The following is a 26,643-nucleotide window of genomic DNA, read 5'->3' on the forward strand; positions in this document are numbered from 1 at the left end:
CGTACCGGTCCGGCCCGGCACCCCCGGGACGCGGCCGCCCGTTCCCCGCTCTCGGGTGTTCAGCCGAGCGGGTTCAGCCGACGGCCGCCTCCTGGAGGACGACGCGGGCGAGGGCGTCGGCGGCGTCGAGACGGCCGAGGGACTTGGCGGCCTTGGCCATGGTGGCGCGGGCGTGGGGGTCGGCCAGCAACGATCCGAGTTCGGCGAGCAGGTGCTCCGGGGCGGGACCCGCGTCGAGGAGCGCCCTGGCCGCCCCCGCCTCGGCCAGGTAGCGGGCGTTCTGCCGCTGTTCGTCCCCCGCCGACGGGATCAGGGGGATCAGGACGGACGGCTTGCCGATCGCGGTCAGTTCGGCGATCGTACCGGCGCCGCTGCGGGAGACGACGACGTCGGCGGCGGCGAACACGTGGGCCAGTTCCTCCCCCACGTAGGCCACCGGCTGATAGCGCTCCGCCAGTTCGGGGGGCAGGGCCGCGGCGGTCCGGCTGAGCCCGTCGATCCAGCCCGCGCCGCACTGGTGGAGCACCTGCGCCCTGGTGAGCAGCGACGGCAGGACGGCCTCGATCATGATGTTGATCTGCCTGCTGCCCTGTGCCCCGCCGGTCACGTAGACCAGCGGCAGTTCGGGCGACAGACGGAAGTGCCAGCGGCCCGACGGGGCGTTGCCGTTCAGCAGGTGAGGGCGGACGGGATTGCCGGTGACCACGGCACGTTCCCGCGCGGAGGCGGGCAGGTGCTCGACCGACGAGGGATGGGTGAGCGCGACGCGGGTGGCGAAGCGCGCCAGGATGCGGTTGGCCAGGCCGAGCGCGGTGATCTGTTCGTGCATCACCAGCGGCCGGCCGAGCAGTCTGGAGGCCAGTCCCAGCGGCACGCACACGTATCCCCCGGTCGACAGCACCACGTCGGGACGGTAGCGGGCGGCGATGCCGAAGGCCTGCAGGACACCGACGGGAATGCGGAACATGTCGGCGAGATTGGTGAGCAGTTCACGCGGATTGGGGGAACGCCGGAGCTTGCCCGCCTTGATCGCGCGGAACGGGATGCCGTGCTCGGCCGCGACACGGGCCTCAAGGCCGCTCGCCGTACCCACCCAGAGGACGTCGAGGCCGAGGCCGCGGGCGGCGGCCTGCTCGCGCACGGCCGCGACCGTGGTCAGCGCGGGGTAGGTGTGACCGCCGGTTCCGCCTCCGGTGACGAGCATCCGCAGGGGACGGGGGTTTCCGGCGTTCATGTTCGTGTCCTTCCAGCGTTGCGGTCATCCGGGCTCTGGGCCGCGCCGGAGCGTCCGGCGGCCTCGCGCACGCTACCCGGAGTCACGACGAAGATCCAATTCACCGGGTACGGCCACCGCCTCGACGGGTGGCAACCGGCCTTCCTGCCCCCGGAGACACGGGAAACGATATTTGCTTCCATCCCCTTCCGAGGGCTTATCCCCGTTTTCCCCATGATGCCGTGACCGCACGGCTCGCGGGCGAATCAGCGGTGCGCGTCGTACGGTGTCCAGCGAAGAGTCATGTCGGGCAGTTTCTCCATGTTCCGCTGGCCGTCGTCGGTGTCGAAGACGGTGAACCCGTGGCGTTCGTAGAAGGCGCGGGCCTCGACGTTGCTCTGGAAGACGTACAGGGAGAGGCCGTCCGGGCTGTGCCGCCTGACCTCGTCGAGCAGGAGCGTGCCGACGCCCTGGCGGCGGATGTCCGGCCTCAGGTAGAGATGTTCGAGCATGTCCCCCTCAAGGGCGGCGTAGCCGACGACCTCTCCGTCCCGCACCGCGACCCAGGTCCGGCACGAGGCGAGCACGACCTCCTCGATCCATCGGGTGACCTGGGCGTGGTCGCGTCTCTGCGGCCGCAGGTACGGCATGGTCACCGCCCGGGAGGTCATGTGGATGTGCGCTATCGCCGCCGCGTCCGCCGTGTTCGCGGGCCTGATCTTCGTCGTCGCCTCTGTGCCGGTCACGGCAGGAACCTACAGTCCCGGCCGGGACAGGAGCCAACGGATAAACCAGCACAGTCCAGCAAGAACAGGAGATGCATCCGCTATATCCCCTATGTCCAGAAAGGAAGATATAAGGATCTTCGCCGCCGAGACGCGCGGGAGCCTCCACACAGATACGATCATGAATATGAAGAAGGACATGGGCGCGGCCGGGGAGACGGGCGCCGCATCCGGAACCGCCTTCGATGGCTGAGCCGACCAGGAAGGAGCCCTCAGTAACGGGGAAGGAGCTACCACTCGTCGGAGACGCTCCCAGAGAGCGGGCCGACGCGGCGGAGAATCGGAGAAAGATTCTCTCCGCCGCCCGGCGCATCACGGCCTCCGGCGGTGTGGAGAGCTTGTCAATGGACGAAGTGGCTCAGGTCGCAGGTGTCGGGGTCGGCACGGTCTACCGGCGATTCGGGGATCGGGCCGGTCTGGCGTACGCGCTGATCGACGAGCGAGAACGCACCCTGCAGGCCGCGTTCCTGCACGGACCGCCACCGCTCGGGCCGGGGGCGCCAGCCTCCGAACGCATCATCGCCTTCATGGAGGCGTTGGTCGACCGCACCGAGGAACAGGCCGACCTGCTGCTCTTCGCAGAAGCCAGCGCACCGGAGGCGCGGTACACCGGCGGCTCCTACGCCGCCTACCACCTGCATCTGACGACGCTGCTGCTGAACCTTCGTCCCGACACGGACGTCCACTACCTGGCGGACGCCCTGCTTGCCCCGCTGGCCGCTCCTCTTTACCTGCACCAGCGCAGGACACTGGGCATGGACGTCGAACGGGTGAAAGCCGGTCTGGACGAACTGGTGCGCACACTCAGGCAGCCGGACTTCGAGTTCGAAGATCGGCCCCAGCCGGAGCCATCACCCCCCATATAAGCGGAGAAATCTCCGCATGACAAGATCCGTAATCATTCCGTAGTCATGCCGAGAGGCCCTCGCGCGGATGTTCCACGAGGGCCTCTCGGCATGCCGTACTAGTAAATGGGTCGCGAGGAGGAGCGCAGCCGCTCCAGGGCTTCGGCCAGGATCTGAGCGCCGTCCTTGTCGCTGCGACGCTCCTTCACGTAGGCCAGGTGCGTCTTGTAAGGCTCGTTGCGCGGCGGAGCGGGCGGGTTCGCCTCGTCCTGACCGGCGGGAAGACCGCACCGGGGGCAGTCCCAGAACTCAGGGACGGCGGCGTCACTGGCGAAGCTTGGGCGCGTCTCATGCATGTTCGCGCACCAGAACGGAACCCTTACCCGGGGAGCCGCCTCGCCACGCTCCGCCTCCCCCATCGGGCCCGCGCCGACACGACTGCCACGGATCGCGTTGCCACTACCCACGGATGAACTCCTCGCTCGATGGCCCCTGCGCTCGGTTGGATGCGGGGGGCTGAACCACTGTCACGCTTGCGTAGCCGGATCAGGGCCTGAGAATGAGGCCCAACGCGATGATGCACACGAACCAGACCACACCGGTGATGACGGTGAGCCGGTCGAGGTTGCGCTCCACCACGGAGGAGCCACCAAACGACGACGAGAAGCCGCCGCCGAACATGTCCGAGAGGCCGCCGCCCTTGCCCTTGTGGAGCAGAACAAGCAGCACCATCAGCATGCTCGACAAAATGAGGGCGATGGAGATTCCGATTGTCACCGTGACCTGTCCCTGTGTGCGACCCGCGTCCGGGTGTGTCCCTGGATGACGCCTGTGGCGTGACGATTCAAACTTGCTCTAAGAGGGTACGACCTGTTGTCAAGTCGTACCCTCCGAATGGCCCAGTCAGCCGGACATTTCGCTAAAGCGGCAGATTTTGGCGAACTCTCCGGGGTCGAGGCTGGCGCCGCCGACCAGGGCACCGTCCACATCGGGCTGAGCCATGATGCCGGCGACGTTGTCAGACTTGACCGATCCTCCGTAAAGGATACGGACGGCGGCGGCCACCTCGCCGTCATACAGCTCGGCGAGTCGAGAACGCAGCGCCGAGCAGACCTCCTGCGCGTCGGCCGGGGTCGCCACCTCACCGGTCCCGATCGCCCAGACCGGCTCGTAGGCCAGCACGATCGACCTGACCTGCTCCGCGGGGACCTTCCTGAGCGCCCCGTCGAGCTGCGAGATGCTGTGGGAGACCTGGTCACCCGCCCTGCGGACCTCCAGCCCCTCCCCCACGCACAGGATCGGCGTGAGCGAGTTGCGGTAGGCCGCCTGCACCTTGGCGTTGACCACGTCGTCGTCCTCGCGGTGGTACTGCCGCCGCTCGGAGTGCCCGATCACGACGAAGGTGCACCCGAGCTTGGCGAGCATCGCCCCGGAGACCTCCCCGGTGTAGGCGCCCGCGTCGTGCAGGGAGAGGTCCTGCGCGCCGTACAGGAGGCGCAGCCTGTCGCCGTCGATCAGGGTCTGCACGCTGCGCAGGTCCGTGAACGGCGGCAGCACCGCCACGTCGACCTTGTCGAAGTCCTTGTCGTTGAGGGCGAAGGCCAGCTTCTGGGTGGTGGCGATGGCCTCAAGGTGGTTGAGGTTCATCTTCCAGTTGCCGGCCATGAGCGGCTTGCGCGTCGTGCTCATCAGTGGCTCACCGTCTCTCGTCCGCCTTCGTCTCGGTCATGTTCCGGACCCGCCGCCCCCGTGTTCCGGGGACGGCGGGCGGCACGGCGCTCGTCGCGTCGGTCCACCCCTACGCCTCCAGGGCGACGAGGCCGGGCAGGGTCTTGCCCTCAAGGTATTCGAGGCTGGCGCCGCCACCGGTCGAGATGTGCGAGAAACCGTCCTCCGGCAGGCCCAGCTGTCGTACGGCGGCGGCGGAGTCACCGCCCCCGACGACCGTGAAGGCCTCCGAACGGATCAACGCCTCAGCCACGGCTCGGGTTCCCCCGGAGAACGCCTCGAACTCGAAGACGCCCATCGGGCCGTTCCAGAACACCGTCCGGGCGTCGGCCAGCTTCGTCGCGAACAGCTCACGGCTGCGCGGGCCGATGTCCAGCCCCTGCCGGTCGGCCGGGATCGCGGTGGCGTCCACGACCTCGTGGTCGGCGTCCTCAGCGAAGTGCGTGGCGGCCAGTACGTCGACGGGCAGGACGATCTCCACGCCGCGCTTGATCGCCTCGTTGAGGAAGTCGCGCACCTGGTCGAGCTGGTCACGCTGCAGCAGCGACTGACCGACCTCGTATCCCTGGGCGGCCAGGAACGTGTAGGCCATGCCGCCGCCGATGAGCAGCCGGTCGACCTTGGTGAGCAGGTTGCCGATGACGCCGAGCTTGTCGGAGACCTTGGCCCCGCCCAGCACCACGGCGTACGGCCTGGCGGGTTCCTCGGTCAGCCTCTTGAGCACCTCGACCTCGGCCAGGACGAGTCTGCCCGCCGCGTGCGGCAGCAGCAGCGGCACGTCGTAGACGCTGGCGTGCTTGCGGTGGACGGCACCGAAGCCGTCGCCGACGTAGAGCTCGGCCAGGGCGGCCAGCTTCTCGGCGAAGGCGGCGCGCACCGCGTCGTCCTTGGACTCCTCGCCCGGCTCGAAGCGCAGGTTCTCCAGCAGCGCCACCTGGCCGTCCTCAAGACCCGCGACGACGGCCTGGGCCGACGGCCCGACCACGTCGGAGGCGAAGGCGACCTCGGCGCCGAGCAGTTCGCCCAGGCGCCTGGCGACGGGGGCCAGGGAGTACTTCGGATTGGGCTCGCCCTTGGGACGCCCCAGGTGGGCGCAGGCGATCACACGCGCGCCCTTGCCCGCCAACTCCTGGATCGTCGGGACCGAGGCCCGGATGCGGCCGTCGTCGGTGATGACGTCCCCGTCCAGGGGGACGTTGAGGTCGACGCGCACCAGGACGCGCCGACCCTTCACGTCGAACTCGGAGAGGTCCTTCATCAGAGGTCGGCGCCGACCAGCTCGATGAGGTCCACGAGACGGTTGGAGTAACCCCACTCGTTGTCGTACCAGCCGACGACCTTGACCTGGTTGCCGATCACCTTGGTCAGGCCCGCGTCGAAGATGCAGGAGGACGGGTCGGTGACGATGTCGGCGGAGACGATCGGGTCCTCGGTGTAGGTCAGGTAGCCCTTGAGCGCGCCCTCGGCGGCGGCCTTGAGCGCGGCGTTGACCTCCTCGACGGTGGTCTCGCGGCTGACGTCGACGGTCAGGTCGGTGGCCGAGCCGGTGGGGATCGGCACGCGCAGCGCGAAGCCGTCGAGCTTGCCCTTCAGCTCGGGCAGCACCAGGCCGATGGCCTTGGCCGCGCCGGTCGAGGTCGGCACGATGTTCAGCGCGGCGGCGCGGGCGCGGCGCAGGTCGCTGTGCGGGCCGTCCTGCAGGTTCTGGTCCTGCGTGTAGGCGTGGATCGTGGTCATCAGACCCTTCTCGATACCGAAGGTGTCGTTGATGACCTTGGCCATGGGGGCCAGGCAGTTGGTGGTGCAGGAGGCGTTGGAGATGACGGTGTGACTGGCCGGGTCGTACTTGTCGTGGTTGACGCCCATCACGACGGTGACGTCCTCGTTCTTGGCCGGGGCCGAGATGATGACCTTCTTCGCGCCGTTCTCGGCGTGCACCCTGGCCTTGTTGGCGTCGGTGAAGAAACCGGTGGACTCCACCACGACGTCCACGCCCAGGTCGCCCCAGGGCAGCTTGGCGGGGTCGCGCTCGGCGAAGGCCTTGATCGTCTTGCCGTCCACGATGATCTCGTCGGCGGTGCTCTTCACCTCGTACGGCAGACGGCCGAGGATGCTGTCGTACTTGAGCAGGTGGGCGAGCGTGGCGTTGTCGGTCAGGTCGTTGACCGCGACGATCTCGATGTCCTTGCCGCTGGCGGCGGCCGCACGCCAGAAGTTGCGGCCGATACGGCCGAATCCGTTGACGCCTACGCGGATGCTCACGGTTCCGGTCTCCTCGTACGTCATGCGCCGGCCGAGAAGACCGGCGACTTGGGCGGGCTGATACCTCAAGCACGAACACTATCGGACCCAAATTGGTTTAGACCACTTGCGGGGGCAGGTCTCTTCTCCTTTGCCTCATGCGTAGGTATCGCACTATTCAAGTGAAGTGCCCGGCTTGTCACGATAAATCCGTACAACGCTGCTGTGACCAGCAAAGACATCTCAAAACGATGGCCGGGCATGCGAACGGGCGGTCCCGGAACCGGGACCGCCCGCGAGACGAGGAGACCGGACTACGGCGCCAGCATGTCCACCGTGAGATTCGCCTCGGTGTTGGGGATGCCGATGTCCTGGGCGCGCTTGTCGGCCATGGCCAGCAGGCGGCGGATGCGGCCGGCGATGGCGTCCTTGGTCAGTGGCGGGTCGGCGAGCTGGCCAAGCTCCTCCAGGGAGGCCTGCTTGTGCTCGACCCGCAGACGGCCCGCGATCACCAGATGCTCCGGCGCCTCCTCCCCGAGGATCTCCAGCGCCCGCTGTACCCGGGCCCCCGCCGCGACCGCCGCACGGGCCGAGCGCCGCAGGTTGGCGTCGTCGAAGTTGGCCAGCCGGTTGGCCGTGGCCCGCACCTCGCGGCGCATCCGCCGCTCCTCCCAGGCCAGCACGCTGTCGTGGGCACCGAGCCGGGTCAGCAGCGCGCTGATCGCGTCACCGTCACGGACCACCACGCGGTCGACACCCCGCACCTCGCGCGCCTTGGCGTGGATCTTCAGCCGCCGTGCGGAGCCGACCAGCGCCAGCGCCGCCTCCGGGCCGGGACAGGTCACCTCCAGCGACATGGAACGGCCCGGTTCGGTGAGCGAGCCGTGTGCCAGGAAGGCACCCCGCCAGGCGGCCTCCGCGTCGCAGGTCGCCCCCGCGACCACCTGACGCGGCAGGCCCCGGACCGGACGGCCGTGGTTGTCGATCAGCCCCGTCTGACGGGCGAGGGCCTCACCGTCGCGGTAGACCCTGACCACGTAGCGTGACCCCTTGCGCAACCCGGCGGGCGCCAGGACGAGCACCTCCGCCTTGTGCCCGAACACCTCTCCGATGTCCTTGATGAGCCTCCTCGCGGTGACGTTGGTGTCCAGCTCCGCCTCGATCACGATCCGCCCGCCCACCAGGTGCAGCCCGCTGGCGAACCGCAGCAGCGTCGACACCTCGGCCTTACGACAGCAAGGCTTCAGGACCGGCAAGCGGCTCAGCTCGTCTTTCACCACACCTGTCATCGCCATGCGCGTTCGTCCTCCCCCATACAGACCTCATGCGGCCGAGAAACCAGGCTCACAGAAGTTTCTCGCACTCCTGAGCGGCGCTGACCAGGATCAACGCTTCTCACGGAAAATCTCGTCCAGGACGGAGGCAAGACGTTGCGCATCGTGCCGCGGGGAGCCGTCCTCGTCGGCGACCGGGGCCATGACGAGCCGCCCGCCCAGCTCGGCGGCGGCCTTCTCCAGCTCCTCACCGTCCTCGGCGACACCGGTGTCGGCGAGGACCACGTCGATCGTCAGGGAGGGGGCGTGCTGACGCAGCACCTCCAGGTGTTTCTGCGGTGAGAAACCGTCGGTCTCACCCGGCTGCGGGGCCAGGTTGAGTGCGACCAGCCTGCGCGCCCGGGTGCGCAGCAGCGCGTCGGCCAGCTCGGGCACCTTGAGGTGAGGCAGCACGCTGGTGAACCACGACCCCGGCCCGAAGACCACCCAGTCGGCTTCGAGCACCGCCTGGACCGCCTCGGGGCAGGCCGGCGGGTCGGTGGGCAGCAGCGAGATCGCGCGAACCCTGCCCGGGGTGAGAGCGCAGGCCACCTGGCCGTACACGGTGCTCACCCGGCCGTCCAGCTCGACCTCGGCGGCGATGTCGAGCGGCACCGAGGCCATCGGCAGGACCCGCCCGTGCGCGCCGAGCAGCCGCCCGACCCAGTCGAGCCCGGCGACCGTGTCACCGAGACGCTCCCACAGGGCGACGATCAGCAGGTTCCCGACCGCGTGCCCGTGCAGGTCGCCCTCGCTGCGGAAGCGGTGCTGGACGACCTCACTCCAGGTGCGGCCCCAATCGTCGTCGCCGCACAACGCGGCCAGGGCCATCCTGAGGTCTCCGGGAGGCAGCACGCCGAGTTCACGGCGAAGCCGTCCGCTCGACCCGCCGTCGTCGGCCACGGTGACGACGGCCGTCAGTTCGGAGGTGACCCTGCGCAGCGCCGACAGCGACGCGTACAGCCCGTGTCCGCCGCCCAGCGCGACGACCTTGAGATCCTCGCTCACTCGCGGCCCACATCCCGGTGGCTCACCTGCACCTCCATTCCTCCCCGATCTCGCAATCGGCCGCCGAGCTGCTCGGCCATCGCGACACTGCGGTGTTTGCCGCCGGTACAGCCGACGGCGAGCGTGGCGTAGCTCTTGCCCTCACGGGTGTAACCGGCGGCGATGATGCCGACCACCTCCTCGTAGGCGTCGAGAAGCTCCTTGGCGCCCGCCTGGTTGAGGACGTAGTCGCGCACGGAGGCGTCCAGACCGTTCATCGGGCGCAGCTCGGGGACCCAGTGCGGGTTGGGCAGGAAGCGGCAGTCGACGACCAGGTCGGCGTCCACGGGCAGGCCGTACTTGTAGCCGAAGGAGACCACGTTGACCCGCAGTCCGGGGCGGTCCTCCCCGCCGAAGAAGGCGACGATCTTGCCGCGAAGCTCGTGGACGTTGAGGTTGGAGGTGTCGATGACCAGGTCGGCGTTGGCACGGACCTCACGCAGGATGCCGCGTTCCCTGGCGATGCCGTCGACCAGCCGGCCCTCCGCCTGCAGCGGGTGCGGGCGGCGGACGTTCTCGAACCTGCGGACCAGTTCCTCGTCGCTGGCCTCAAGGAACACCACCCGCACCGCGACGCCGCGCCCGTCGAGCTCCTCGATCGCGGCGTTGAGGTCGGTGGTGAAGGCCAGGCTGCGCACGTCGACCACGGCGGCCACCTTGTCCGCGGCCAGCTTGACCCGCCCGGCCTCCTCCGCCATGGCGAACAGCAGGCCGGGGGGCAGGTTGTCGATGACGAACCAGCCCAGGTCCTCAAGCGCCTTGGCCGCGGTGCTGCGTCCGGCGCCCGACATGCCGGTGACGATGACGAACGCGGTCTCTCTGTCGTTCATGGGTGCTCCCCCTTCAACGCCGACACAATCGTCTCGGCCGTGGCGGGGCCGATCCCGGGAACCTCGCGGATCTGCTCGGCGGTGGCCTCACTCAGCCGCTTCACGGATCCGAAGTGTTTGATCAGCGCCTGTCTGCGGGCTGGGCCGAGCCCGGGAACCTCGTCCAGGGCGCTTTCCCTCACGCTCTTCGACCGCTTCGACCGATGGTAGGTGATGGCGAAGCGGTGGGCCTCGTCGCGTACGCGCTGCAGGAGGTAAAGGGCCTCACTCGACCGGGGGAGGATCGCCGGCAGGTCCTCTCCTGGCAGCCAGACCTCCTCCAGCCGCTTGGCCAGGCCGCAGACCGCCACGTCGTCGACCCCCAGCTCGTCCAGCGCCCGCTGGGCGGCGGCCGCCTGGGCGGGGCCGCCGTCGACGACGACGAGATTGGGGGGATAGGCGAACTTGCGCGGCCTGCCGGTCTCCGGGTCGAGAGCCGCCCCGGTGCCGGTCCCGCCGGTCTCCGCCGCCGCCCCCGTCTCGACGTCGAGCTCCCCGGTCTCGGAACGTTCCTCCAGGTAGCGTTTGAACCTGCGCGAGATCACCTCGTATATCGAGGCGACGTCACCCTCGGTGGAGTTGACGGAGAACCTGCGGTACTCGCTCTTGCGGGCCAGGCCGTCCTCGAAGACCACCATGGAGGCGACCACGTTGGTGCCCTGGGTGTGGGAGACGTCGTAGCACTCGATCCGCAGCGGCGCCTGGTCGAGCCCGAGCGCGTCGGCGACCTCCTGCAGCGCCCTGCTGCGGGTGTTCAGGTCACTGGCCCTCTTGAGCTTGTGCTGCTTGAGGGCCTCCTTGGCGTTACGCTCGACGGTCTCCATGAGCGTCTTCTTGTCGCCACGCTGCGGGACGCGGATCTCCACCCTGGTCCCGCGGTGCTCGCCGAGCAGTTCGGCGACCGCCTCGGCGTCGGGGGGCATGGCGGGCACCAGGACCTCGCGGGGCAGCGCCTCGGGGGCGGCCTCGCCGTACATCTGGAGCAGGAACTGCTCGACGAGCTCGCCGGGCTCCGCGTCCTCGACCTTGTCCACCACCCACCCGCGCTGGCCCCTGATCCGCCCCGAACGCACGTAGAAGACCTGGACCGCGGCCTCGAGGTTGTCCTCCACCAGGGCGATCACGTCGCAGTCGGTGTTGTCGGCCAGCACCACCGCCTGTTTCTCCATCGCCTGCCGCAGCGCCTGGATGTCGTCGCGCAGCCTGGCCGCGCGTTCGTACTCCTGCTCGGCTGCGGCCTGACGCATCTCACGCTCAAGGCGTTTGGTGAAGCGGCCCGTGTTGCCCGCCATGAAGTCGCAGAAGTCGTCGGCCAGCGCCCGGTGCTCCTCGGCGGTGACCCTGCCGACACAGGGAGCCGAGCACTTCCCGATGTAGCCCAGCAGGCAGGGGCGGTCGATCTGGGCGGCGCGCCGGAACACCCCGGCCGAGCAGCTCCTGATCGGGAAGACCCTCAGCAGGAGGTCCACCGTCTCCCTGATGGCCCAGGCGTGGGAGTAGGGGCCGAAGTAGCGGATGCCCTTGCGCTTGGCGCCGCGCAGCACCTGGACTCTGGGGAACTCCTCCCCCATGGTGACCGCGAGATAGGGATAGGACTTGTCGTCGCGGTATTTGACGTTGAACCGGGGGTCGTACTCCTTGATCCAGGAGTATTCGAGCTGGAGCGCCTCGACCTCGGTGCCGACGACCGTCCAGTCGACGCCGACGGCCGTCGTGAGCATGGTCTGGGTGCGCGGATGCAGCCCGGCGAAGTCCGCGAAGTAGGAGTTGAGTCGCTGGCGCAGGCTCTTGGCCTTGCCCACGTAGATGACCCTGCCACCGGCGTCCCTGAACCGGTAGACGCCGGGGGACTCGGGAATCGTGCCCGGCTCGGGCCGGAAACTCACCGGACCGCCCATAGATCTCGCCACGCCCGAAAGCCTATCGGCCCTCACCGACAGGACCCCTGCCCGGCGAGCCCCGCGCATCCGGTACGGCGCGGGCACGCGGCGCCGCCCCCTCCTGCTCCGGCGCCGCGTGGACCACCGTTCAGCCCAGGACGATGGAGCCGCCCTCGACCTTGATCTCCTTCTTCTCCAGGGGCCTGCCCGCCGGGCCGTCGGTGACCGAGCCGTCGGCGATGGCGAACTTGCTGCCGTGGCAGGGGCACACGATGACACCGTCGGAAACGCTCCCCACGTCACACCCCTGGTGGGTGCACACGGAGGTGAAGGCCTTGAACTCCCCCGCCTTCGGCTGGGTGACCACGATCTTCTTGTCCTTGAAGACCGTGCCGCCCCCCACCGGGATGTCGGCGGTCTGCGCGAGGGCCTCCTTCTTGCCGGCCACCGGCGAACCCGAGGGCGTCGAGGCCGGGGCCTCCGCGGCCGGCTCGCCGCCGCCTGTACCGCCCCCCTCGCTGCCGCACGCGGTCAGCAGCGCCGCGACCCCGATGCCTCCCGCGCCCAGCATCACCGAGCGACGCGTCGTCTCCGTCATGGTCGTCCTTTCGTCTTCCTGTTCCTGCGGGTACGGCCGGCACACCAGCGCATCGCCGCTGGTTCAGCATGCCGTACCCGCCGTCAGGAGACTGTGAAGAATTACGCATGCGGAAGATTTAATCTTCTCTCATAACGGTCACCGGGGCTCAGACCATGACGATGCCATCGCCGTCGACCCTCAGGGCGTACTCCACCAGCGGGGCCTCGGCCGGGCCCTTGAGGCACTTGCCGGAGTCGGCGGCGAACTCGCTGCCGTGACAGGGGCAGTGGATGACGCCGTCCGCGACCCGGCCGACCGAGCAGCCCCGGTGGGGGCAGCTCGCGTTGAAGGCCTTGAACACCCCCGCCTTCGGCTGGGTGATCACGATCTTCCACTTGCTGACGACCTTGCCGCCCCCCACGGGGACGTCCGCGGTCTTGACGATGACCTGCCCCTTGATGCCCGGGGGCACGATGGCCGGCCCCGGCTCGGCGGGGGCGCACCCGGTGAGCGCCGCCCCGCACGCCGCCACGGCGGCGGCACCGATCACATGCCTGCGTGTGGGCGCGGCGAAGCCGTCGTTACCGCTCACTGGGACCTCCCCCGACGTCGCCCGGCCGGGAGGCGGGCATCCTCGTCAAGGATATTGGCGAGGAGTGCCGCCCTCCGGATCGACCCTTGGGTCCCGTTTTGTGGATCTTCATACCTTCTGCGACCGCCCGGGTGACGCCCGCGGAACAGGCCCTAGGAGCCCAGGATCTTGCGCAGGAAACGCCCGGTGTGGCTGTCCTCGACCAGGGCGACGTCCTCGGGCGTACCGGTGGCCAGCACGGTGCCGCCCTTCGAACCGCCCTCCGGCCCCATGTCGATGATCCAGTCGGCGGTCTTGATCACATCGAGGTTGTGCTCGATGACGATGACGGTGTTGCCTCCGTCGACGAGCTTGCCCAGCACGCCGAGTAGCCGCCGGATGTCCTCGAAGTGCAGGCCGGTGGTCGGCTCGTCCAGCACGTAGATGGTCCGGCCCGTCGAACGGCGCTGCAGTTCGGAGGCGAGCTTGACGCGCTGGGCCTCGCCTCCCGACAGGGTGGTCGCGGGCTGGCCGAGACGGACGTAGCCCAGGCCGACGTCGTTGAGCGTCTTGAGGTAACGCTTGATCGCCGGGATCGCGTCGAAGAACTCCAGGGCCTCCTCGATCGGCATGTCGAGCACCTCGGAGATGGTCTTGCCCTTGTAGTGGACCTCCAGGGTCTCCCTGTTGTACCTCGCGCCGTGACAGACCTCACACGGCACGTAGACGTCCGGCAGGAAGTTCATCTCGATCTTGATGGTCCCGTCGCCGGAACAGGCCTCACAGCGGCCGCCCTTGACGTTGAAGCTGAAGCGGCCCTTGGCGTATCCGCGGACCTTGGCCTCCGTGGTCTGCGCGAACAGGTCGCGCACCTTGTCGAAGACCCCGGTGTAGGTCGCCGGGTTCGAGCGCGGGGTGCGGCCGATCGGTGACTGGTCCACGTGCACGACCTTGTCGACCAGGTCCATGCCGTTGATCCGTGCGTGACGCCCGGGGACGGTGCGGGCGCCGTTCAGCTCCTTGGCCAGGGCGTTGTAGAGGATGTCGTTGACGAGCGTGGACTTGCCCGAGCCGGAGACGCCGGTGACCGCGGTGAACACGCCCAGGGGGAACTCGACGTCGACGCCCTTGAGGTTGTGCTCACGGGCCCCCTTGACGGTGATCTGCCGCTTCCTGTCCCGCTTACGGCGGGCGGCGGGGACGGCGATGGTCCTGCGGCCTGACAGGTAGGCGCCGGTCAGCGAGTCCTCGGCGGACAGCAGGTCGGCCACGGTGCCGGAGACGACGACCTGGCCGCCGTGTTCGCCCGCGCCGGGGCCGATGTCGACCACCCAGTCGGCGGCGGCGATGGTGTCCTCGTCGTGCTCGACCACGATGAGCGTGTTGCCCATGTCACGCAGCCTGATCAGGGTCTCCAGCAGCCGCTGGTTGTCACGCTGGTGCAGGCCGATGGACGGCTCGTCGAGCACGTAGAGGACGCCGACCAGGCCGGAGCCGATCTGGGTGGCCAGGCGGATGCGCTGCGCCTCGCCACCGGCGAGGGTGCCCGCGGCGCGGTCCATGGTCAGATAGTCCAGGCCCACGTCGAGCAGGAAGCCCATCCGGGCGTTGATCTCCTTGACCACCCGCTCGGCGATCTGCATGTCCCGGTCCGACAGCGTGAGCCCGGCCAGGAAGCGGGCGCAGTCGCCGATCGACATCGCCGAGACGTCGGCGATCGAGCGCCCCTCGACGGTGACGGCCAGCGAGACGGGCTTGAGCCTGGCCCCCTGGCATGCGGGACAGGGGATCTCCCGCATGTAGCCCTCGTACTTCTCCCGCATGCCGTCGCTCTCGGACTCGGCATGGCGGCGCTGCACCCAGGGGATGGCCCCCTCGAAGGTGGTGTAGTAGGAGCGCTGACGGCCGTAGCGGTTGCTGTAGCGGACGTGGACCTGCTCGTCGTGGCCGTACAGCAGCGCCTTCTGGGCCTTCTTCGGCAGCCGCTCCCACGGGGTGCCCAGGGTGAACCCCGTGGCCAGGCCGAGCGCCTCGATGAGACGGACGAAGTAGTCGCTGGTGTGCCCACCCGCCCACGGGGAGATCGCGCCGTCCTCCAGCGTCTTCTCCGGGTCGGGCACGACGAGCTCGGGGTCGACCTCCATGCGCACCCCGAGACCCGTGCACTCGGGACAGGCGCCGAAGGGCGAGTTGAAGGAGAACGAGCGGGGTTCGAGCTCCTCGAACGACACGTCGTCGTAGGGGCAGTAGAGGTGCTCGGAGTAGAAGCGTTCGCGGTTCGGGTCCGTCTCGGGAAGGTCGACGAACTCCAGCGTGATCGTGCCGCCCGACAGCTGCAGGGCGGTCTCGACCGACCCGGTCAGGCGGCTGCGTGAGCTCTCCTTGACCGTGAGGCGGTCGACGATCACCTCGATGTCGTGCTTCTCCTGCTTCTTCAGCGTGGGCGGCTCGTCGAGGCGGACCACGGTGCCGTCGACGCGTGCCCTGGCGAAGCCCTTGGCCTGGAGCTGGCCGAACAGCTCGGCGTACTCCCCCTTGCGTCCGCGGATGACCGGCGCGAGCACCTGGAAACGGGTGCCCTCCTGCAGCTCCATCACCCGGTCGACGATCTGCTCGGGGCTCTGCCTGGCGATCGGGCGGGCACACTGCGGACAGTGCGGCTTGCCGATGCGGGCCCACAGGAGCCTCAGGTAGTCGTAGACCTCGGTGATCGTGCCGACGGTCGAACGGGGGTTGCGGCTCGTCGACTTCTGGTCGATCGAGACCGCGGGCGAGAGCCCCTCGATGAAGTCGACGTCCGGCTTGTCCATCTGCCCGAGGAACTGCCTGGCGTATGCGGACAGTGACTCCACGTAGCGGCGCTGGCCCTCGGCGAAGATGGTGTCGAAGGCCAGGCTCGACTTGCCCGAGCCGGACAGCCCGGTGAAGACGATCAGAGAGTCCCGCGGCAGGTCCAGCGAGACGTCCTTGAGGTTGTGTTCACGTGCGCCACGCACGATGAGGCGGTCAGCCACTGCGATCCCGACGTCGATGTAGAGGGTTGAGAAGCGGTCGCGGGAAGACTAGCCACGGGGTCCGACAAAAATCCGCAAGCGGCGATGCGCCTGGTGGTCTTTCCCCGCCCTCATCAGGTTACGGCCTTCCCGGGGGCCCTTCGGGCCGCTTGTCGATGTCAACCGCCGGGACACGCCCTTTATGCCCTGGCCCGATCACCCGCCGCGGTGGTGGAGTGGAGGGATGGATGTCACAGACGTTCTCCAGGCCGAGCTCTCCGCCTCGAACGACCGCCTGCTGGCCGGCGTCGCCGAGCTGTCGGACACCGACGTCACAGGCGGTTCACGGCTGCCCGGCTGGAGCAGAGGGCACGTCCTGACTCATCTCGCCCGCAACGCCGACAGCCTCGTCAACCTGCTGACATGGGCCAGGACGGGCGTAAAGACCCCTCAGTATCCCGACCCGGGCAGGCGCGACCTGGACATCGAGGCGGGCGCGGGACGGTCCGCGCGGGAACAGTTCGCCGACCTCGAGGCCAGCACGGCGCGTTTCGCCGAGGCGGCCGCCGCCCTGTCCGGCGCGAACTGGTCGGCCCCGGTCGGCACGGCCCCCGTCCTCCACCCGGCCTGGTACGTGCTGGCGCGCAGGGCACGCGAGGTCGAGGTGCACCACGCCGACCTCGGCACAGGGTACGGACCCGCCGACTGGCCGGAGGCGTTCGCCCGCAGAGAACTGCACGACGCGATGCTGTGCTGGCCCCGGGAACTCTCGGTGGTGAGCGAGATCGTGGTCGAGGAGGTCAGGGACGGGGAGAACCACCACCAGGTCTGGCGGGACCTCGGCACGGGGCCGGTGCTCCAGGGCGACGTCTGGAGCCTGCTCGGGTGGCTTACCGGCCGGGCGTCGGGTGCGGGGCTTAAGGTGATGCCGGAGGGAACGGCGGGCAACCTGCCCGCGGAGGCGCGGGCAGCGCCCGCACCGCCCGGATGGCCCGCCCGCTCCGCTCCTACCGGCCTTCCCTCGAACCCGCCAGAGGAGTATCCATGACGTACACCGGCGACGTGCAGGTCGGCGGTCCAGCCGACGTGCGTGAGCTGCCCGACCTGACGATCTCGAAGCTGGCGGTCGGCCCCTACGACAACAACGCCTACCTGCTGCGGTGCAACGAGACCGGTGACGGCGTGCTCATCGACGCCGCCGCCGAGGCCGACCGGCTGCTGGCGCTCATCGGGGACCGCCCGATCAGCAAGATCGTCACGACCCACCGGCACGGTGACCACTGGCAGGCCCTGGAGCAGGTCGCCTCCGCGACGGGTGCGACCGTCGTGGCGCATCCGCTCGATGCGCCCGCGCTACCGGTTCCCGTCGGCCTGAAGGTCGAGCACGGAGACGGGGTCGCCGTCGGCGTGGTCACCCTGGAGGTGATCCACCTGCGCGGGCACACGCCTGGCTCGATCGCCCTGTACCGGCCGGGCCACGTGTTCACCGGTGACTCGCTCTTCCCCGGCGGCGTCGGCAACACCGAGAAGGACCCCGAGCGGTTCGACCGGCTCTTCACCGACGTCTCCGAGCGGATCTTCGACCGGCTGCCCGACGAGACCTGGGTCTACCCGGGCCACGGCAAGGACACCACGCTGGGCGCCGAACGCCCGTCCCTGCCGCAGTGGCGCGCACGCGGCTGGTGAGCCTCCCCGGAACGCGTTCGCCCGGAGACCTCCGATGGTCCCCGGGCGAACGGAACGTCCCTCAGGCGGCCGTCACAGGGAGGACAGCTCGGACTCCCGGCGTTGCTCCCTGCGCTTCTCCCGCTTGAACATGAGCACGCGCAGCGGGATGGCCGAGACCATCGCTATCTGCATGATCGCGCCGACCTTGATGAGCGTGTCACCGCCCGCCAGGCCCGCGGCCCAGATGGTCAGGCAGGCCACGTTGATCATCATCCAGGCCAGGACCGCGGCCGCCAGGTTGCCCTTGGGCTTGGGGTACTCGATCCGGCTGACCATGAGGTAGGCGATCCCGAAGATCGGCAGCACCGTCCAGATCGACGGTGCGAACAACATCACGACCGAGACCACGGTCATGGCGCCCATCGGGATGGGCAGCCCCATGAAGTCACCGCTCTTGGTCTTCACGCAGGCGAATCTGGCCAGCCGGATGACCCCGGCCAGCAGCACGGACCCCGCGGCGGTCATCACCAGCGGGAAGGGCACCTGGGGGGTGAATCCGGCCCAGATGACCACCATGAACGCCGGGGCGAACCCGAAGCTGATCACATCGGCCAGGTTGTCCAGTTCGGCGCCCATCGCCGAGGCGCGGAACTTGCGCGCGACCAGACCGTCGAACAGGTCACAGGTCGCGCCGATCAGCAACAGCACCACGGCGGTGCCGAAGAACCGGGGGTCTGCGGCGAAGGGCTTGTGCTCCTGCAGCGCGCGGATCGCCGACCAGGCGAGCACGCAGACCGACAGGAAGCCGCACAGCGCGTTGCCGAGGGACAGCGAGTCGGCCGCGGAGAGCCGGAAAGCCTTGCCGACCGGCCCCCTCGGCTCCTCGTCCGTCTCGTCAAGAGGCCAGCTCGCGTCAGCCGTGGTCAAGGCCGGTCACCCCCGCGACAGTCCGTTGGCCGACCGAGACCGCGGGCTCGATCCCCTCGGGCAGGTAGACGTCCACCCGGGAACCGAGCCGGATGAGACCGATGCGCTCGGCTCTGGCCACCTTGGCTCCCACGGTCAGGTAGGGGATGATGCGCCGCGCGACGGCACCGGCGATCTGGACCAGCTCCACGTCGCCGACCTCGGTCGCGAAGTGCCAGACCACCCGCTCGTTCTTGTCGCTGTCCTTGTTGAACGCGGGAACGAACCCTCCGGTGACGTGCTCGATCGAGGTCACCGTACCGGCCAGCGGGGCACGGTTGACGTGCACGTCGAGCGGGCTCATGAAGATCGCCACACGGGTGCGGCCGTCCGGCCACGGGTCGATGCTCTGCACCACGCCGTCCGCGGGCGACAGGATCCGCGCCGTACCCGGCGTGCGCTCGGGGTCCCGGAAGAACCAGAGCATGCCACCGGTGAGTACGGCCAGCGGAGCCGCCGCCAGCGCCCAGCGCCGGTCACGACGGCTGAGCAGCGAGGTCGCTGCAGTGGCGGCCACGGTTGGGAGCAACCACGGGGAGACGCCACGCGCCAGCCGTACACGGCCCGGCTTATGGCTTGCTGAATCGTGGGACACAGGAAACCTTTTGATGTCTTGCGGCATTAGACCGGTATTGTCTGCCTGCTCTCCGGCAGGATGCTACCCGTCTCTCAGCCCTGGTACGGCGTAACGAGACAAGCAAAGCGCGTCACAAGCCAATCCGCTAGCCCTGGTCGGCGCTCGCGGCGGTGGTGATGTGCTCGCCCTCGCGTGCGTCGCGGCGGGCCTTGATCAGGCTGGCTCCGGTAGTGATCACCATGGTGACGCCGATGACCGACAATGACAGCCAGATAGGCACCTCGGGTGCCCAGGACACGCCGCTGGAGTGCAGCGCCTCGGCAATCAGCTTAACCCCGATGAAGCCGAGGATGAACGCGAGACCGTAGCTGAGGTAGGCCAGACGCTGCAGCAGGTCGCCCAGCAGGAAGTAGAGCTGACGCAGTCCCATCAGCGCGAACGCGTTGGCCGTGAAGACGATGAAGGCGTCGGTCGTGAGGCCGAAGATGGCGGGAATCGAGTCGAGCGCGAAGAGCAGGTCGGTGGTGCCGATGGCGATCATCACGATGAGCAGCGGGGTGACCATGCGCCTGCCGTCCACCTTGACGAGGACCCGGGAGCCGACGTAGTCGTCGGTGTGGGGCAGCGCCCTGCGGGCCCAGCGCAGCACCAGGTTCTCCTTGACCTCTTCCTCCTCGTCCTGGCCGTGCTGGCGGACCAGCTGCACCGCGGTGTAGATGAGGAACAGGCCGAACACGTAGAACAGCCAGCCGAAGCTGGACAGCGCGGCCGCGCCGACGGCGATGAAGCCGCCTCGCATGACCAGGGCCATCAGGATGCCGACCAGCAGCACCTTGTGCTGGTAGATCTTCGGCACCGCGAAGCGGCTCATGATGATGTAGAAGACGAAGAGGTTGTCGACGCTCAAGCTGTATTCGGTCAGGTAACCCGCGAAGAACTGGCCCGCCGAGGTCGGCCCGGCGAAGATCCACAACACCACACCGAAGATCACCGCGAGCGTCACATAGAAGCCGACCCAGAAGCCGGCCTGCCGCGGGGAGAACTCCCGGGGTTCACCCCGGTCGACGATCCACAGGTCAAAAGCAAGAATGACCAGCAAACCACCAATAACGGCGATCCAAGCCCATACGGGAATAGTCACAACAAAACCTCCGGCGGCGCGCATGACTGACAGCCGGAGGTCTCTCCCGCCCGTGCGTAACGAAGCACGAACCGACAGCCCCGGGGGCCCCGTGGAGTGAGGCAACACCGTGATGACGAGACTGTCACGAAGGGATACTCCCCCCCTAACCAAACCAGTATAGATGCCGGGCCTGGCAGTGCCCAATTCGGCGGTGGGTTCCACAAGGATGTTCCCACGGCGGACCGCCGCCTGCCATGGGATCCTTCAGGTAATCCCTCCCCGATCCCCACGTAGATCGCCGTAGACCTCCCGCACCGCCTCAAGGGCCTCAACCGCACCGGGCAGCTCACGGCCTCGCCGTACGGCCGCCTCTCTCAGGGCCGTGGCCAGGCCGCCGTCGGCGAGCAACCTCCCGACCGCCCCGCGCAGCGCGACGGCGTCGCCGTACGGCACCAGCAACCCGGCGTCCCCGACCATCGGCGGGATTCCGCCGACCGCGGTGGCGATCACCGGTGTGCCCGCCCGCAGGGCCTCCTGCACCACGAGCGGCTGGCCCTCCCAGCGACTGGGCACCACCAGGGCTCCGGCGACGGTGAGCAGATCCCCGATGTCCTCCCGGTTCCCGAGGAGCCTCACGGGCAGGCCCTCCCGGGCGACGCGCTCCTCAAGCGGCCCGCGCAACGGCCCGTCCCCGGCGACCAGGAACACCGGTCCCTCGGTGCTCTCCCTCCCTGCGAAGGCCGAGGCGACGTCCAGGAGGGTTTCCAGCCCCTTCTGCTGGGCGAGCCTGGCGACCGTCAGCAGGACGGGCCGCCCGCCGACGCCCAGTCCCGCCCTGACGTCCTGGGCCGATCGCCCCGATGGGGGCAAGGCGGGCGCCGGGACGACGGCGGCCGCGACGTTCCGGGCGCCCAGCCCGGTCATCCGCTCGCCCAGGTCCGGGGAGACCACCAGGATCCGGTCCGCCAGCCGGGCGACGATCCGTTCGAGCAGGGCGTAAACCGTGCCGACCGCCCCGCCCGCCGTCGCGGCGTTGTGCAGGGTCACCACCAGACCTGTCCCGGTCCCGGCCAGGGCGAGCGCGGCCAGCGCCCCGGCCCGCAGCCCGTGCGCGTGCACGACGTCCGCCCCCCGCAGCCCCCGCAGCACCCGTACGGCCCGCAGGTCGTGCAGCGGGCGCGGCCTGTCGGAGATCGGCACGGGCAGAAAGACCGCGCCGAGCCGCTCGAAGGCGAAGGCCTCCCGGGTACCCGGTGGCCCTGCGACGACCACCCGGTGTCCCTCGCGGGTCAGGCCCTCGGCCAGCATGGCCACGTGCCGCCCCACACCGCCCGTGCTGGTTCCCAGCACCAGCGCCGTCCGCTCACTCATCGGCACCGTTCCTCTCCCGTGACTCCTGCGGGTCCCGGGAGCTCTGAGAGTCTTGAATGTCCTGAGAGCTTCTGGAGGGCGCCCGTCTGAACCGCGCCAGCAGCATCCGGGCGTCCGGTCCGTCGATCACCGAGGCCACGACCGCGAACGCCACGCAACCCGCCGCCGCGGCGCCCAGCCCGACCGGGACGCACATCCACTTGGAGACGTTCTGAAAGGGCGTGACGACCGCCAGTCCCGCCGCCCAGGCCGCCCCGCCACCGGCCACGGCGGCCAGCAGGCCCCGCCAGGCCCCGTGCAGCGCCGCCGTCCCCCTGGCCCGCAGCACGGCGAACACCAGCAGGATCCCGCCCACGGTCATGCCGACGGTGCTGCCGAGCGCCAGGTCGCCGACCACCTCGGTCCGCTCACCCGTGGCCCCGGCCAGCAGGATCTGCGCCACCAGCGCCGCCACCCACCCCGCGACGGAGGCGATCGCGGCCGACCTGCCCCGGCCGCAGGCGTACAGCACCCGGGCGAGGTGGAACATCAGCGCGTATCCCGCCAGGCCCGGCGCGAACAGCACGACCGCCCGTGCCATCTCCGCGGGATCACCGCCCGGGGTCCCCTGGAGGAACACCCGGGCCACGGGCACGGCGACCGCCGCCATCACCCCGGCCGCCAGCCCCGTGACCAGCAACACGACCCGGGTGGTCGAGGCGGTGAGGTCGTCGAACCCGGCCAGGTCCCCCTCACCCGCCCGCGTGGCGAGCACAGGGAACGAACTCGTCGCGATCGGCACCACGAGCACCGCGAAGGGAAGCTGGTAGAGCGCCCAGGCGTATGTGTAGACGCCCGTCGCCCCCGCCCCGCCCAGGTCGTTGGCCAGGCGGACGACCACGGTCAACGCGATCTGCTGCGCCACGAGGACCGCGACGCCCGCGGTCGCGAGCCGCCGGGCACGGGCGGCGACGCCGGGCGGGAAGGACAACGACGGCCGCAACCGCAACCGCAACCGGGCCACCGGACCGATCACCGTGACCACCATGGCCGCCGCGGCGACGGTCGCGCCGAGGGAGAGCGTCAGCTGCCCCGCCGTGGTGAGGGCGGAGAGGTCGTGCGCGGCGTCACCGCCGAGTGGCTGGAAGACCAGGTAGGAGCCGATGATCAGCAGACTGGACACCAGCGGCGCCAGGGCGGGCCCCATGAAGCGCCGGTGGGCCTGGAGCACACCGTAGAGGATGACCGCGAGCCCGAAGAAGATCATTCGAGGGGCGAAGACGACGAGCATGTCCGTGCCCACCCCGATGACCTGACTCACGTCGCAGTCTCCGACGTCGCCGATCAGCAGGGTGACGACCGGCCCCGCGAAAGCGGCGATGAGCAGCGTCAGCGGGACCAGTGCCAGCAGTACCCAGGTCAGCAGTGCCGAGGTGGTCCTGCCGACCTCGGCCCTGGCCTCGGGGTCGGTGGCGGACCTGGAGGCCGCCGAGGCCAGGACCGGAACCACCGTCCCGGCCAGCGCGCCCCCCGCGACCAGTTCGAAGACGATGTTGGGAACGTAGTTGGCGGTGTTGTACGCGGTGCTCAGGCAGAGGTTGCCGACGGTCTGGGACTGAACGAGATAGCGGCCGAACCCCGCCACCCGAGCCACGACGGTCACGATCCCGATCAGGAGCGCCGCCCCCGCGACCCCCTGGCCGATCTTCCTGATCATCAGTCGGCGGGCGCCTGCTCCACGGGACGACGGCCGAGCATGTCGATGCGGTTGAGCACCGGGTTGGCGGCGATGACCCTGGTGAAGCTGATCCGCTCCGAGGCCGCGGTGAGCGCGACCACGGTGCCGAGCACGGCGAGGCGGCCAGGCCTGCCGAGAGTCGTGGCCGCCGCCAGGCCCACCAGCGCGCCCAGGGCGTTCGCCCCCGCGTCTCCCAGCATGGCCCGCTCGCCCAGGTCCTCGGGCAGCAGCGCGAGCGCCGCACCCATGGGCAGCGCGATCAGAGCCGCCGGGACCGGGTCGCCACGGCGCAGCCCGGCCGCCAGCAGGGGAACCCCGGCCAGCAGGCCCACCTTGATCGCACGTCCCGGCCTCAGGTCGAACAGGTTGGCCAGGTTGGCCGAGCCCGCGACGAGCGCCCCGTCGACCACGACGTCCACCGGGCCGCGGGCGGTCAGGGCCGCGGCGGCCAGGCCCGTCACGCCGATGCCGACCAGCTTCACGGCACCGCTGGTGATCTCCCCCTTCGCCAGGGCGTTCAGATGCCCTCTGAAGCCCTTCGAGGAGGTCGCGCCGTACAGATCGTCGTAGGCGCCCAGAGCACCGCTTCCCGTCACGGCGAGCAGCACGGCCGCGCGGGTCCTCACGGGCAGCCCGGGAAGCGCCGCGGCGGCCGCGGCGGCGCCTGCGGCGAAGGCGGGCCCTTCGAGCAGGGTGATCGGCTCGCCTCTGTGATTGGTCCTCTCCCAGGTCTCCGCGTCACCGACCGGTGGCCTGCGGCTGAAGGCCGCGTAGGCGAGCCTGGCGGCGGCCGCTCCGGCGAGGGCGCCGGCCAGGGCGCCGAGAAGAGCGCGACGAGCCATGGGGTTCATCCTCCGGAGGTGGGCGTGGGGACGGCGGGCGCGCTGGGCTCGATGGCCGAGACGCCGGGGCCCATGCCGTACTGGCCTGAAGAGCCTGACAGTTGTTCCCGCAGAGCGTAGACCACCACGACCCTGCCCGCGGGCATATCGACGTTGTCCACGGTGGAGACCTTCTCCGCGGCGACGGTGTCCTCCCGCAGCGCGGCCAGGGCGCCGCCTGCGGCGCTGCTGTTCAGCGGACCGGCCAGCACCGTCCCCCGGCCCGCCTCGTCAAGCGCCGTGGCCATCGAGACCACCGCGGCCGACTGCGCGACGGCGGTCTCCCCTGCGTACGGCTCGGCCGGGCCGATCACCAGGGCCAGGTCGGCGCGTTTGGCGGGCTGCTCCGCGACGTTGATCAGACCACCGCGCTGGAATGCCTCAAGGACTCCGGTCGCGACCGGGTTCGCCTTGCCGACCTGCGCGGGGTCGCCGGTCACGATCGCGTTCGCGAGCACCGCGGCCGCCTTGTCGTACGGCGTGTCCTCGGCGGTGAAGGTCATCTCAACCGGCTTGGCGTCGGTGGCCAGCCTGTCGACGACGTCCGACTGGGTCGCGTCGAGGTATTTGTCGGTGAGGGTGACCCGGCCGCTCACGATCGCCCCGGACTCGGTGACCACCTGCTGCACCGCCTCGCGCATGCTCACCGAACTGCCGGGGGCCTCGACGATGACGACACGCTCACCGGCGAGCGTGTCGCGCACGAGCCTGGGGGTGTCGGCCGTGACGAACGCGTCGTTGGCGGCGTTCTGGCCCTGCACCGTCTTCAGCTCGGCGCGCAACTCGTTGTTGCTCAGCCTGAGCTGGTTGGCCAGGGTCTCCGCCGTGTCGATGGCGGGCTCCTTCAGCAGGGTCGTGCCCAGCACGATGCCGACGGAGAGCGCGAGGAAGATCGCGACGATGGAGACGAGGTGATAGCGGAAATCGATCACGAGAAGAGTCCGACCAACCAGAAGATGAAGCCGTTCCAGATGTCGCGGACGCTGTCGAGCCAGATCTTGCCCACCGGGGAGACGATGACGGCCAGCCCCATGGTGATCAGCGTGGTGGCGACGAGCAGGAGCAGGGACGGAGTGGAGATCCGGCTGCGGTAGAGCCGGCTGACGCCCTTTGCGTCGATGAGCTTGCCCCCGACCCGCAGCCGGGTGAGGAAGGTGCTGGCCATGCCGGAGCGGCCCTTGTCGAGGAACTCGACCAGCGTCGCGTGGGTGCCGACCGCGACGATCAGGTCGGCGCCCTTGTCGTCGGCGAGCAGCATGGCGATGTCCTCGCTGGTGCCGATGGCGGGGAAGACCACGGCGCTGCAGCCGAGCTGTTGCACCCGTTCGAGACCCGGTGCCCTGCCGTCCCGGTAGGCGTGCACGACCAGCTCGGCCCCGCAGGTCAGGGCCTTGGTGGAGACGGAGTCGAAGTCGCCGACGATGATGTCCGGCACGTAACCGGCCTCCAGGAGGGCGTCCGCTCCGCCGTCGACCCCGATCATGATCGGGCGGTACTCCCGGATGTAGGGGCGCAGGACGGCGATGTCCTCCTTGTAGTGGTAGCCGCGCACCACGATGAGAACGTGCCGCCCCTCCATGACGGTCGCGATGTCGGGGACGCCGACCCCGTCGATGAGCAGGTCGCGCTCGCGCCTGACGTACTCCATGGTGTTGGCCGCGAACGCCTCGATCTGGACGGTCAGCCCGGCCCTGGCCTCGACCATCGCGGCCTCGATCGACTCGGCCGACTGCACGTCGCCCTTGGCGACCACCTCGTCGTCGAGGTAGACGACGCCCTCGTGCACCCTGACCAGGTCGCCGTCCTTGACACGGTCGAAGATCTCGGCGGTGGCGTTGTCGACGAACGTCACACCCGCCTCGACGAGGATCTGCGGACCCAGGTTGGGGTAACGGCCACTGATGCCCGCCGCGACGTCGATCACCGCCGCCGCACCGCACGCGACAAGCGCCTCCGCGCTCACCCGGTCAACGTCAACGTGATCGATAATCGCGATTTCCCCGGCCTTGAGGCGCTTGGTCAGCCTCTTGGTCCGCCGATCGATTCTCGCCACTGCCGTCACCCCGGGAAGGTCCGTGGCCTTCCTGCGGCGGAGGTAACCGTTGAGCCTGCGTTGAAGCTCGTCCGTCGGCACCTTCATCACGCCCATCCTGCCAGAGGGAAAGACCGGCCGAGCCATGCGGTTGACGGTGTGTCAGATTCGTCACTGAAGATCCCCACGCGGCCCCGCCCCCTGAGCTATCCGAAAGACCTCCCGTTATTCCTACCTCGCCGC

Annotated in this window: 25 protein-coding genes; 3 read left to right on the forward strand and 22 right to left on the reverse strand. The window is 69.5% G+C overall.

Annotation, left to right across the window (positions count from 1 at the left end; translation table 11 throughout):
- Window positions 1–73: 73 nt before the first annotated feature.
- Both ACFOYY_RS18875 and ACFOYY_RS18880 read right to left on the reverse strand, forming a co-directional pair.
- Window positions 74–1,234: a UDP-N-acetylglucosamine--N-acetylmuramyl-(pentapeptide) pyrophosphoryl-undecaprenol N-acetylglucosamine transferase gene (locus ACFOYY_RS18875; RefSeq protein ID WP_386190422.1), complete on the reverse strand. Its 1,161-nt coding sequence runs from the start codon at window positions 1,232–1,234 to the stop codon at window positions 74–76.
- Window positions 1,235–1,479: 245 nt separating this feature from the next.
- The gene (locus ACFOYY_RS18880; RefSeq protein WP_386190423.1) at window positions 1,480–1,959 is read right to left on the reverse strand and encodes a GNAT family N-acetyltransferase; all 480 of its coding nucleotides are present in this window, start codon (window positions 1,957–1,959) and stop codon (window positions 1,480–1,482) included.
- A gap of 224 nt (window positions 1,960–2,183) precedes the next feature.
- Here ACFOYY_RS18880 and ACFOYY_RS18885 point away from each other — a divergent pair, with 224 nt between their 5' ends.
- On the forward strand, window positions 2,184–2,864 hold the full coding sequence (locus ACFOYY_RS18885; protein WP_352013198.1) for a TetR/AcrR family transcriptional regulator: 681 nt from the start codon (window positions 2,184–2,186) through the stop codon (window positions 2,862–2,864).
- 98 nt (window positions 2,865–2,962) lie between these two features.
- Here the strand turns inward: ACFOYY_RS18885 and ACFOYY_RS18890 are convergent, their stop codons facing one another.
- The 12 genes from ACFOYY_RS18890 to uvrA form a co-directional block, all read right to left on the reverse strand.
- Window positions 2,963–3,310 carry an RNA polymerase-binding protein RbpA gene (locus tag ACFOYY_RS18890; protein WP_012892502.1) on the reverse strand — a complete coding sequence of 116 codons (348 nt, stop codon included), beginning with the start codon at window positions 3,308–3,310 and terminating at the stop codon, window positions 2,963–2,965.
- Window positions 3,311–3,389: 79 nt separating this feature from the next.
- Window positions 3,390–3,620: a preprotein translocase subunit SecG gene (gene secG / locus ACFOYY_RS18895; protein ID WP_352013199.1), complete on the reverse strand. Its 231-nt coding sequence runs from the start codon at window positions 3,618–3,620 to the stop codon at window positions 3,390–3,392.
- 126 nt (window positions 3,621–3,746) lie between these two features.
- Window positions 3,747–4,532: a triose-phosphate isomerase gene (tpiA, locus tag ACFOYY_RS18900; protein ID WP_386190424.1), complete on the reverse strand. Its 786-nt coding sequence runs from the start codon at window positions 4,530–4,532 to the stop codon at window positions 3,747–3,749.
- Window positions 4,533–4,641: 109 nt separating this feature from the next.
- Complete coding sequence (locus tag ACFOYY_RS18905; RefSeq protein ID WP_352013201.1) at window positions 4,642–5,829, reverse strand: phosphoglycerate kinase; 1,188 nt, start codon at window positions 5,827–5,829, stop codon at window positions 4,642–4,644.
- A complete protein-coding gene (gap, locus tag ACFOYY_RS18910; RefSeq protein WP_352013202.1) occupies window positions 5,829–6,833 on the reverse strand; it encodes a type I glyceraldehyde-3-phosphate dehydrogenase in 1,005 nt (334 codons plus the stop codon). The genes ACFOYY_RS18905 and gap overlap by 1 nt, the downstream gene beginning before the upstream one ends.
- 293 nt (window positions 6,834–7,126) lie before the next feature.
- Window positions 7,127–8,107 carry a DNA-binding protein WhiA gene (gene whiA, locus ACFOYY_RS18915; protein ID WP_012892507.1) on the reverse strand — a complete coding sequence of 327 codons (981 nt, stop codon included), beginning with the start codon at window positions 8,105–8,107 and terminating at the stop codon, window positions 7,127–7,129.
- A 90-nt stretch (window positions 8,108–8,197) separates the two neighbouring features.
- Complete coding sequence (locus tag ACFOYY_RS18920; protein WP_352013203.1) at window positions 8,198–9,133, reverse strand: gluconeogenesis factor YvcK family protein; 936 nt, start codon at window positions 9,131–9,133, stop codon at window positions 8,198–8,200.
- On the reverse strand, window positions 9,130–10,002 hold the full coding sequence (gene rapZ, locus ACFOYY_RS18925) for an RNase adapter RapZ (protein ID WP_352013204.1): 873 nt from the start codon (window positions 10,000–10,002) through the stop codon (window positions 9,130–9,132). The genes ACFOYY_RS18920 and rapZ overlap by 4 nt, the downstream gene beginning before the upstream one ends.
- Entirely contained in the window at window positions 9,999–11,939 is a 1,941-nt protein-coding gene (gene uvrC / locus ACFOYY_RS18930; RefSeq protein WP_352013240.1) for an excinuclease ABC subunit UvrC, read from the reverse strand. The genes rapZ and uvrC overlap by 4 nt, the downstream gene beginning before the upstream one ends.
- Window positions 11,940–12,069: 130 nt before the next feature.
- Window positions 12,070–12,519 (reverse strand): Rieske (2Fe-2S) protein, encoded by a 450-nt coding sequence (locus ACFOYY_RS18935; RefSeq protein WP_352013205.1) that lies wholly within the window; start codon window positions 12,517–12,519, stop codon window positions 12,070–12,072.
- Window positions 12,520–12,667: 148 nt separating this feature from the next.
- On the reverse strand, window positions 12,668–13,093 hold the full coding sequence (locus ACFOYY_RS18940; protein ID WP_386190425.1) for a Rieske (2Fe-2S) protein: 426 nt from the start codon (window positions 13,091–13,093) through the stop codon (window positions 12,668–12,670).
- Window positions 13,094–13,245: 152 nt separating this feature from the next.
- Window positions 13,246–16,086 carry an excinuclease ABC subunit UvrA gene (uvrA, locus tag ACFOYY_RS18945; RefSeq protein WP_386190426.1) on the reverse strand — a complete coding sequence of 947 codons (2,841 nt, stop codon included), beginning with the start codon at window positions 16,084–16,086 and terminating at the stop codon, window positions 13,246–13,248.
- Window positions 16,087–16,309: 223 nt separating this feature from the next.
- Here uvrA and ACFOYY_RS18950 point away from each other — a divergent pair, with 223 nt between their 5' ends.
- Both ACFOYY_RS18950 and ACFOYY_RS18955 read left to right on the forward strand, forming a co-directional pair.
- Window positions 16,310–17,113: a maleylpyruvate isomerase family mycothiol-dependent enzyme gene (locus ACFOYY_RS18950; RefSeq protein WP_386190427.1), complete on the forward strand. Its 804-nt coding sequence runs from the start codon at window positions 16,310–16,312 to the stop codon at window positions 17,111–17,113.
- The gene (locus ACFOYY_RS18955) at window positions 17,110–17,751 is read left to right on the forward strand and encodes an MBL fold metallo-hydrolase (protein ID WP_386190428.1); all 642 of its coding nucleotides are present in this window, start codon (window positions 17,110–17,112) and stop codon (window positions 17,749–17,751) included. The genes ACFOYY_RS18950 and ACFOYY_RS18955 overlap by 4 nt, the downstream gene beginning before the upstream one ends.
- 72 nt (window positions 17,752–17,823) lie before the next feature.
- On the opposite strand, the gene pssA is transcribed toward ACFOYY_RS18955, so the two are convergent.
- The 8 genes from pssA to steA all read right to left on the reverse strand — a co-directional run bounded on the left by pssA (window position 17,824) and on the right by steA (window position 26,508).
- Window positions 17,824–18,660, reverse strand: a complete 837-nt coding sequence (gene pssA / locus ACFOYY_RS18960; protein WP_352013210.1) for a CDP-diacylglycerol--serine O-phosphatidyltransferase — start codon at window positions 18,658–18,660, stop codon at window positions 17,824–17,826.
- Window positions 18,647–19,321 (reverse strand): phosphatidylserine decarboxylase, encoded by a 675-nt coding sequence (locus ACFOYY_RS18965; RefSeq protein ID WP_352013211.1) that lies wholly within the window; start codon window positions 19,319–19,321, stop codon window positions 18,647–18,649. The genes pssA and ACFOYY_RS18965 overlap by 14 nt, the downstream gene beginning before the upstream one ends.
- A 100-nt stretch (window positions 19,322–19,421) precedes the next feature.
- Window positions 19,422–20,441, reverse strand: coding sequence for a TerC family protein (locus ACFOYY_RS18970; protein ID WP_352013212.1), 1,020 nt, complete (start codon window positions 20,439–20,441; stop codon window positions 19,422–19,424).
- Between the two features lie 222 nt (window positions 20,442–20,663).
- Window positions 20,664–21,770, reverse strand: coding sequence for a glycosyltransferase family 4 protein (locus ACFOYY_RS18975; protein WP_386190429.1), 1,107 nt, complete (start codon window positions 21,768–21,770; stop codon window positions 20,664–20,666).
- A complete protein-coding gene (gene murJ, locus ACFOYY_RS18980; RefSeq protein WP_386190430.1) occupies window positions 21,763–23,466 on the reverse strand; it encodes a murein biosynthesis integral membrane protein MurJ in 1,704 nt (567 codons plus the stop codon). The genes ACFOYY_RS18975 and murJ overlap by 8 nt, the downstream gene beginning before the upstream one ends.
- Complete coding sequence (locus ACFOYY_RS18985) at window positions 23,466–24,329, reverse strand: hypothetical protein (RefSeq protein ID WP_352013215.1); 864 nt, start codon at window positions 24,327–24,329, stop codon at window positions 23,466–23,468. The genes murJ and ACFOYY_RS18985 overlap by 1 nt, the downstream gene beginning before the upstream one ends.
- A 5-nt stretch (window positions 24,330–24,334) precedes the next feature.
- Entirely contained in the window at window positions 24,335–25,300 is a 966-nt protein-coding gene (locus ACFOYY_RS18990; RefSeq protein WP_362777285.1) for a copper transporter, read from the reverse strand.
- Entirely contained in the window at window positions 25,297–26,508 is a 1,212-nt protein-coding gene (steA, locus tag ACFOYY_RS18995; RefSeq protein WP_352013217.1) for a putative cytokinetic ring protein SteA, read from the reverse strand. Before steA ends, ACFOYY_RS18990 begins: the two co-directional genes overlap by 4 nt.
- Window positions 26,509–26,643: the final 135 nt, after the last annotated feature.

Source organism: Streptosporangium jomthongense (assembly GCF_042650425.1).
Classification (GTDB): Bacteria; Actinomycetota; Actinomycetes; order Streptosporangiales; family Streptosporangiaceae; genus Streptosporangium.

Coding starts and splice junctions, on each gene's coding strand:
- uvrC (WP_352013240.1), bottom strand. CDS start 11,939: ATGGGCGGTCCGGTGAGTTTCCGGCCCGAGCCGGGCACGATTCCCGAG.
- ACFOYY_RS18935 (WP_352013205.1), bottom strand. CDS start 12,519: ATGACGGAGACGACGCGTCGCTCGGTGATGCTGGGCGCGGGAGGCATC.
- murJ (WP_386190430.1), bottom strand. CDS start 23,466: ATGATCAGGAAGATCGGCCAGGGGGTCGCGGGGGCGGCGCTCCTGATC.
- rapZ (WP_352013204.1), bottom strand. CDS start 10,002: ATGAACGACAGAGAGACCGCGTTCGTCATCGTCACCGGCATGTCGGGC.
- ACFOYY_RS18905 (WP_352013201.1), bottom strand. CDS start 5,829: ATGAAGGACCTCTCCGAGTTCGACGTGAAGGGTCGGCGCGTCCTGGTG.
- steA (WP_352013217.1), bottom strand. CDS start 26,508: ATGAAGGTGCCGACGGACGAGCTTCAACGCAGGCTCAACGGTTACCTC.
- ACFOYY_RS18875 (WP_386190422.1), bottom strand. CDS start 1,234: ATGAACGCCGGAAACCCCCGTCCCCTGCGGATGCTCGTCACCGGAGGC.
- whiA (WP_012892507.1), bottom strand. CDS start 8,107: ATGGCGATGACAGGTGTGGTGAAAGACGAGCTGAGCCGCTTGCCGGTC.
- ACFOYY_RS18970 (WP_352013212.1), bottom strand. CDS start 20,441: ATGCGCGCCGCCGGAGGTTTTGTTGTGACTATTCCCGTATGGGCTTGG.
- ACFOYY_RS18950 (WP_386190427.1), top strand. CDS start 16,310: ATGGATGTCACAGACGTTCTCCAGGCCGAGCTCTCCGCCTCGAACGAC.
- ACFOYY_RS18975 (WP_386190429.1), bottom strand. CDS start 21,770: ATGAGTGAGCGGACGGCGCTGGTGCTGGGAACCAGCACGGGCGGTGTG.
- ACFOYY_RS18985 (WP_352013215.1), bottom strand. CDS start 24,329: ATGGCTCGTCGCGCTCTTCTCGGCGCCCTGGCCGGCGCCCTCGCCGGA.
- ACFOYY_RS18965 (WP_352013211.1), bottom strand. CDS start 19,321: ATGCCGCAAGACATCAAAAGGTTTCCTGTGTCCCACGATTCAGCAAGC.
- ACFOYY_RS18885 (WP_352013198.1), top strand. CDS start 2,184: ATGGCTGAGCCGACCAGGAAGGAGCCCTCAGTAACGGGGAAGGAGCTA.
- ACFOYY_RS18955 (WP_386190428.1), top strand. CDS start 17,110: ATGACGTACACCGGCGACGTGCAGGTCGGCGGTCCAGCCGACGTGCGT.
- tpiA (WP_386190424.1), bottom strand. CDS start 4,532: ATGAGCACGACGCGCAAGCCGCTCATGGCCGGCAACTGGAAGATGAAC.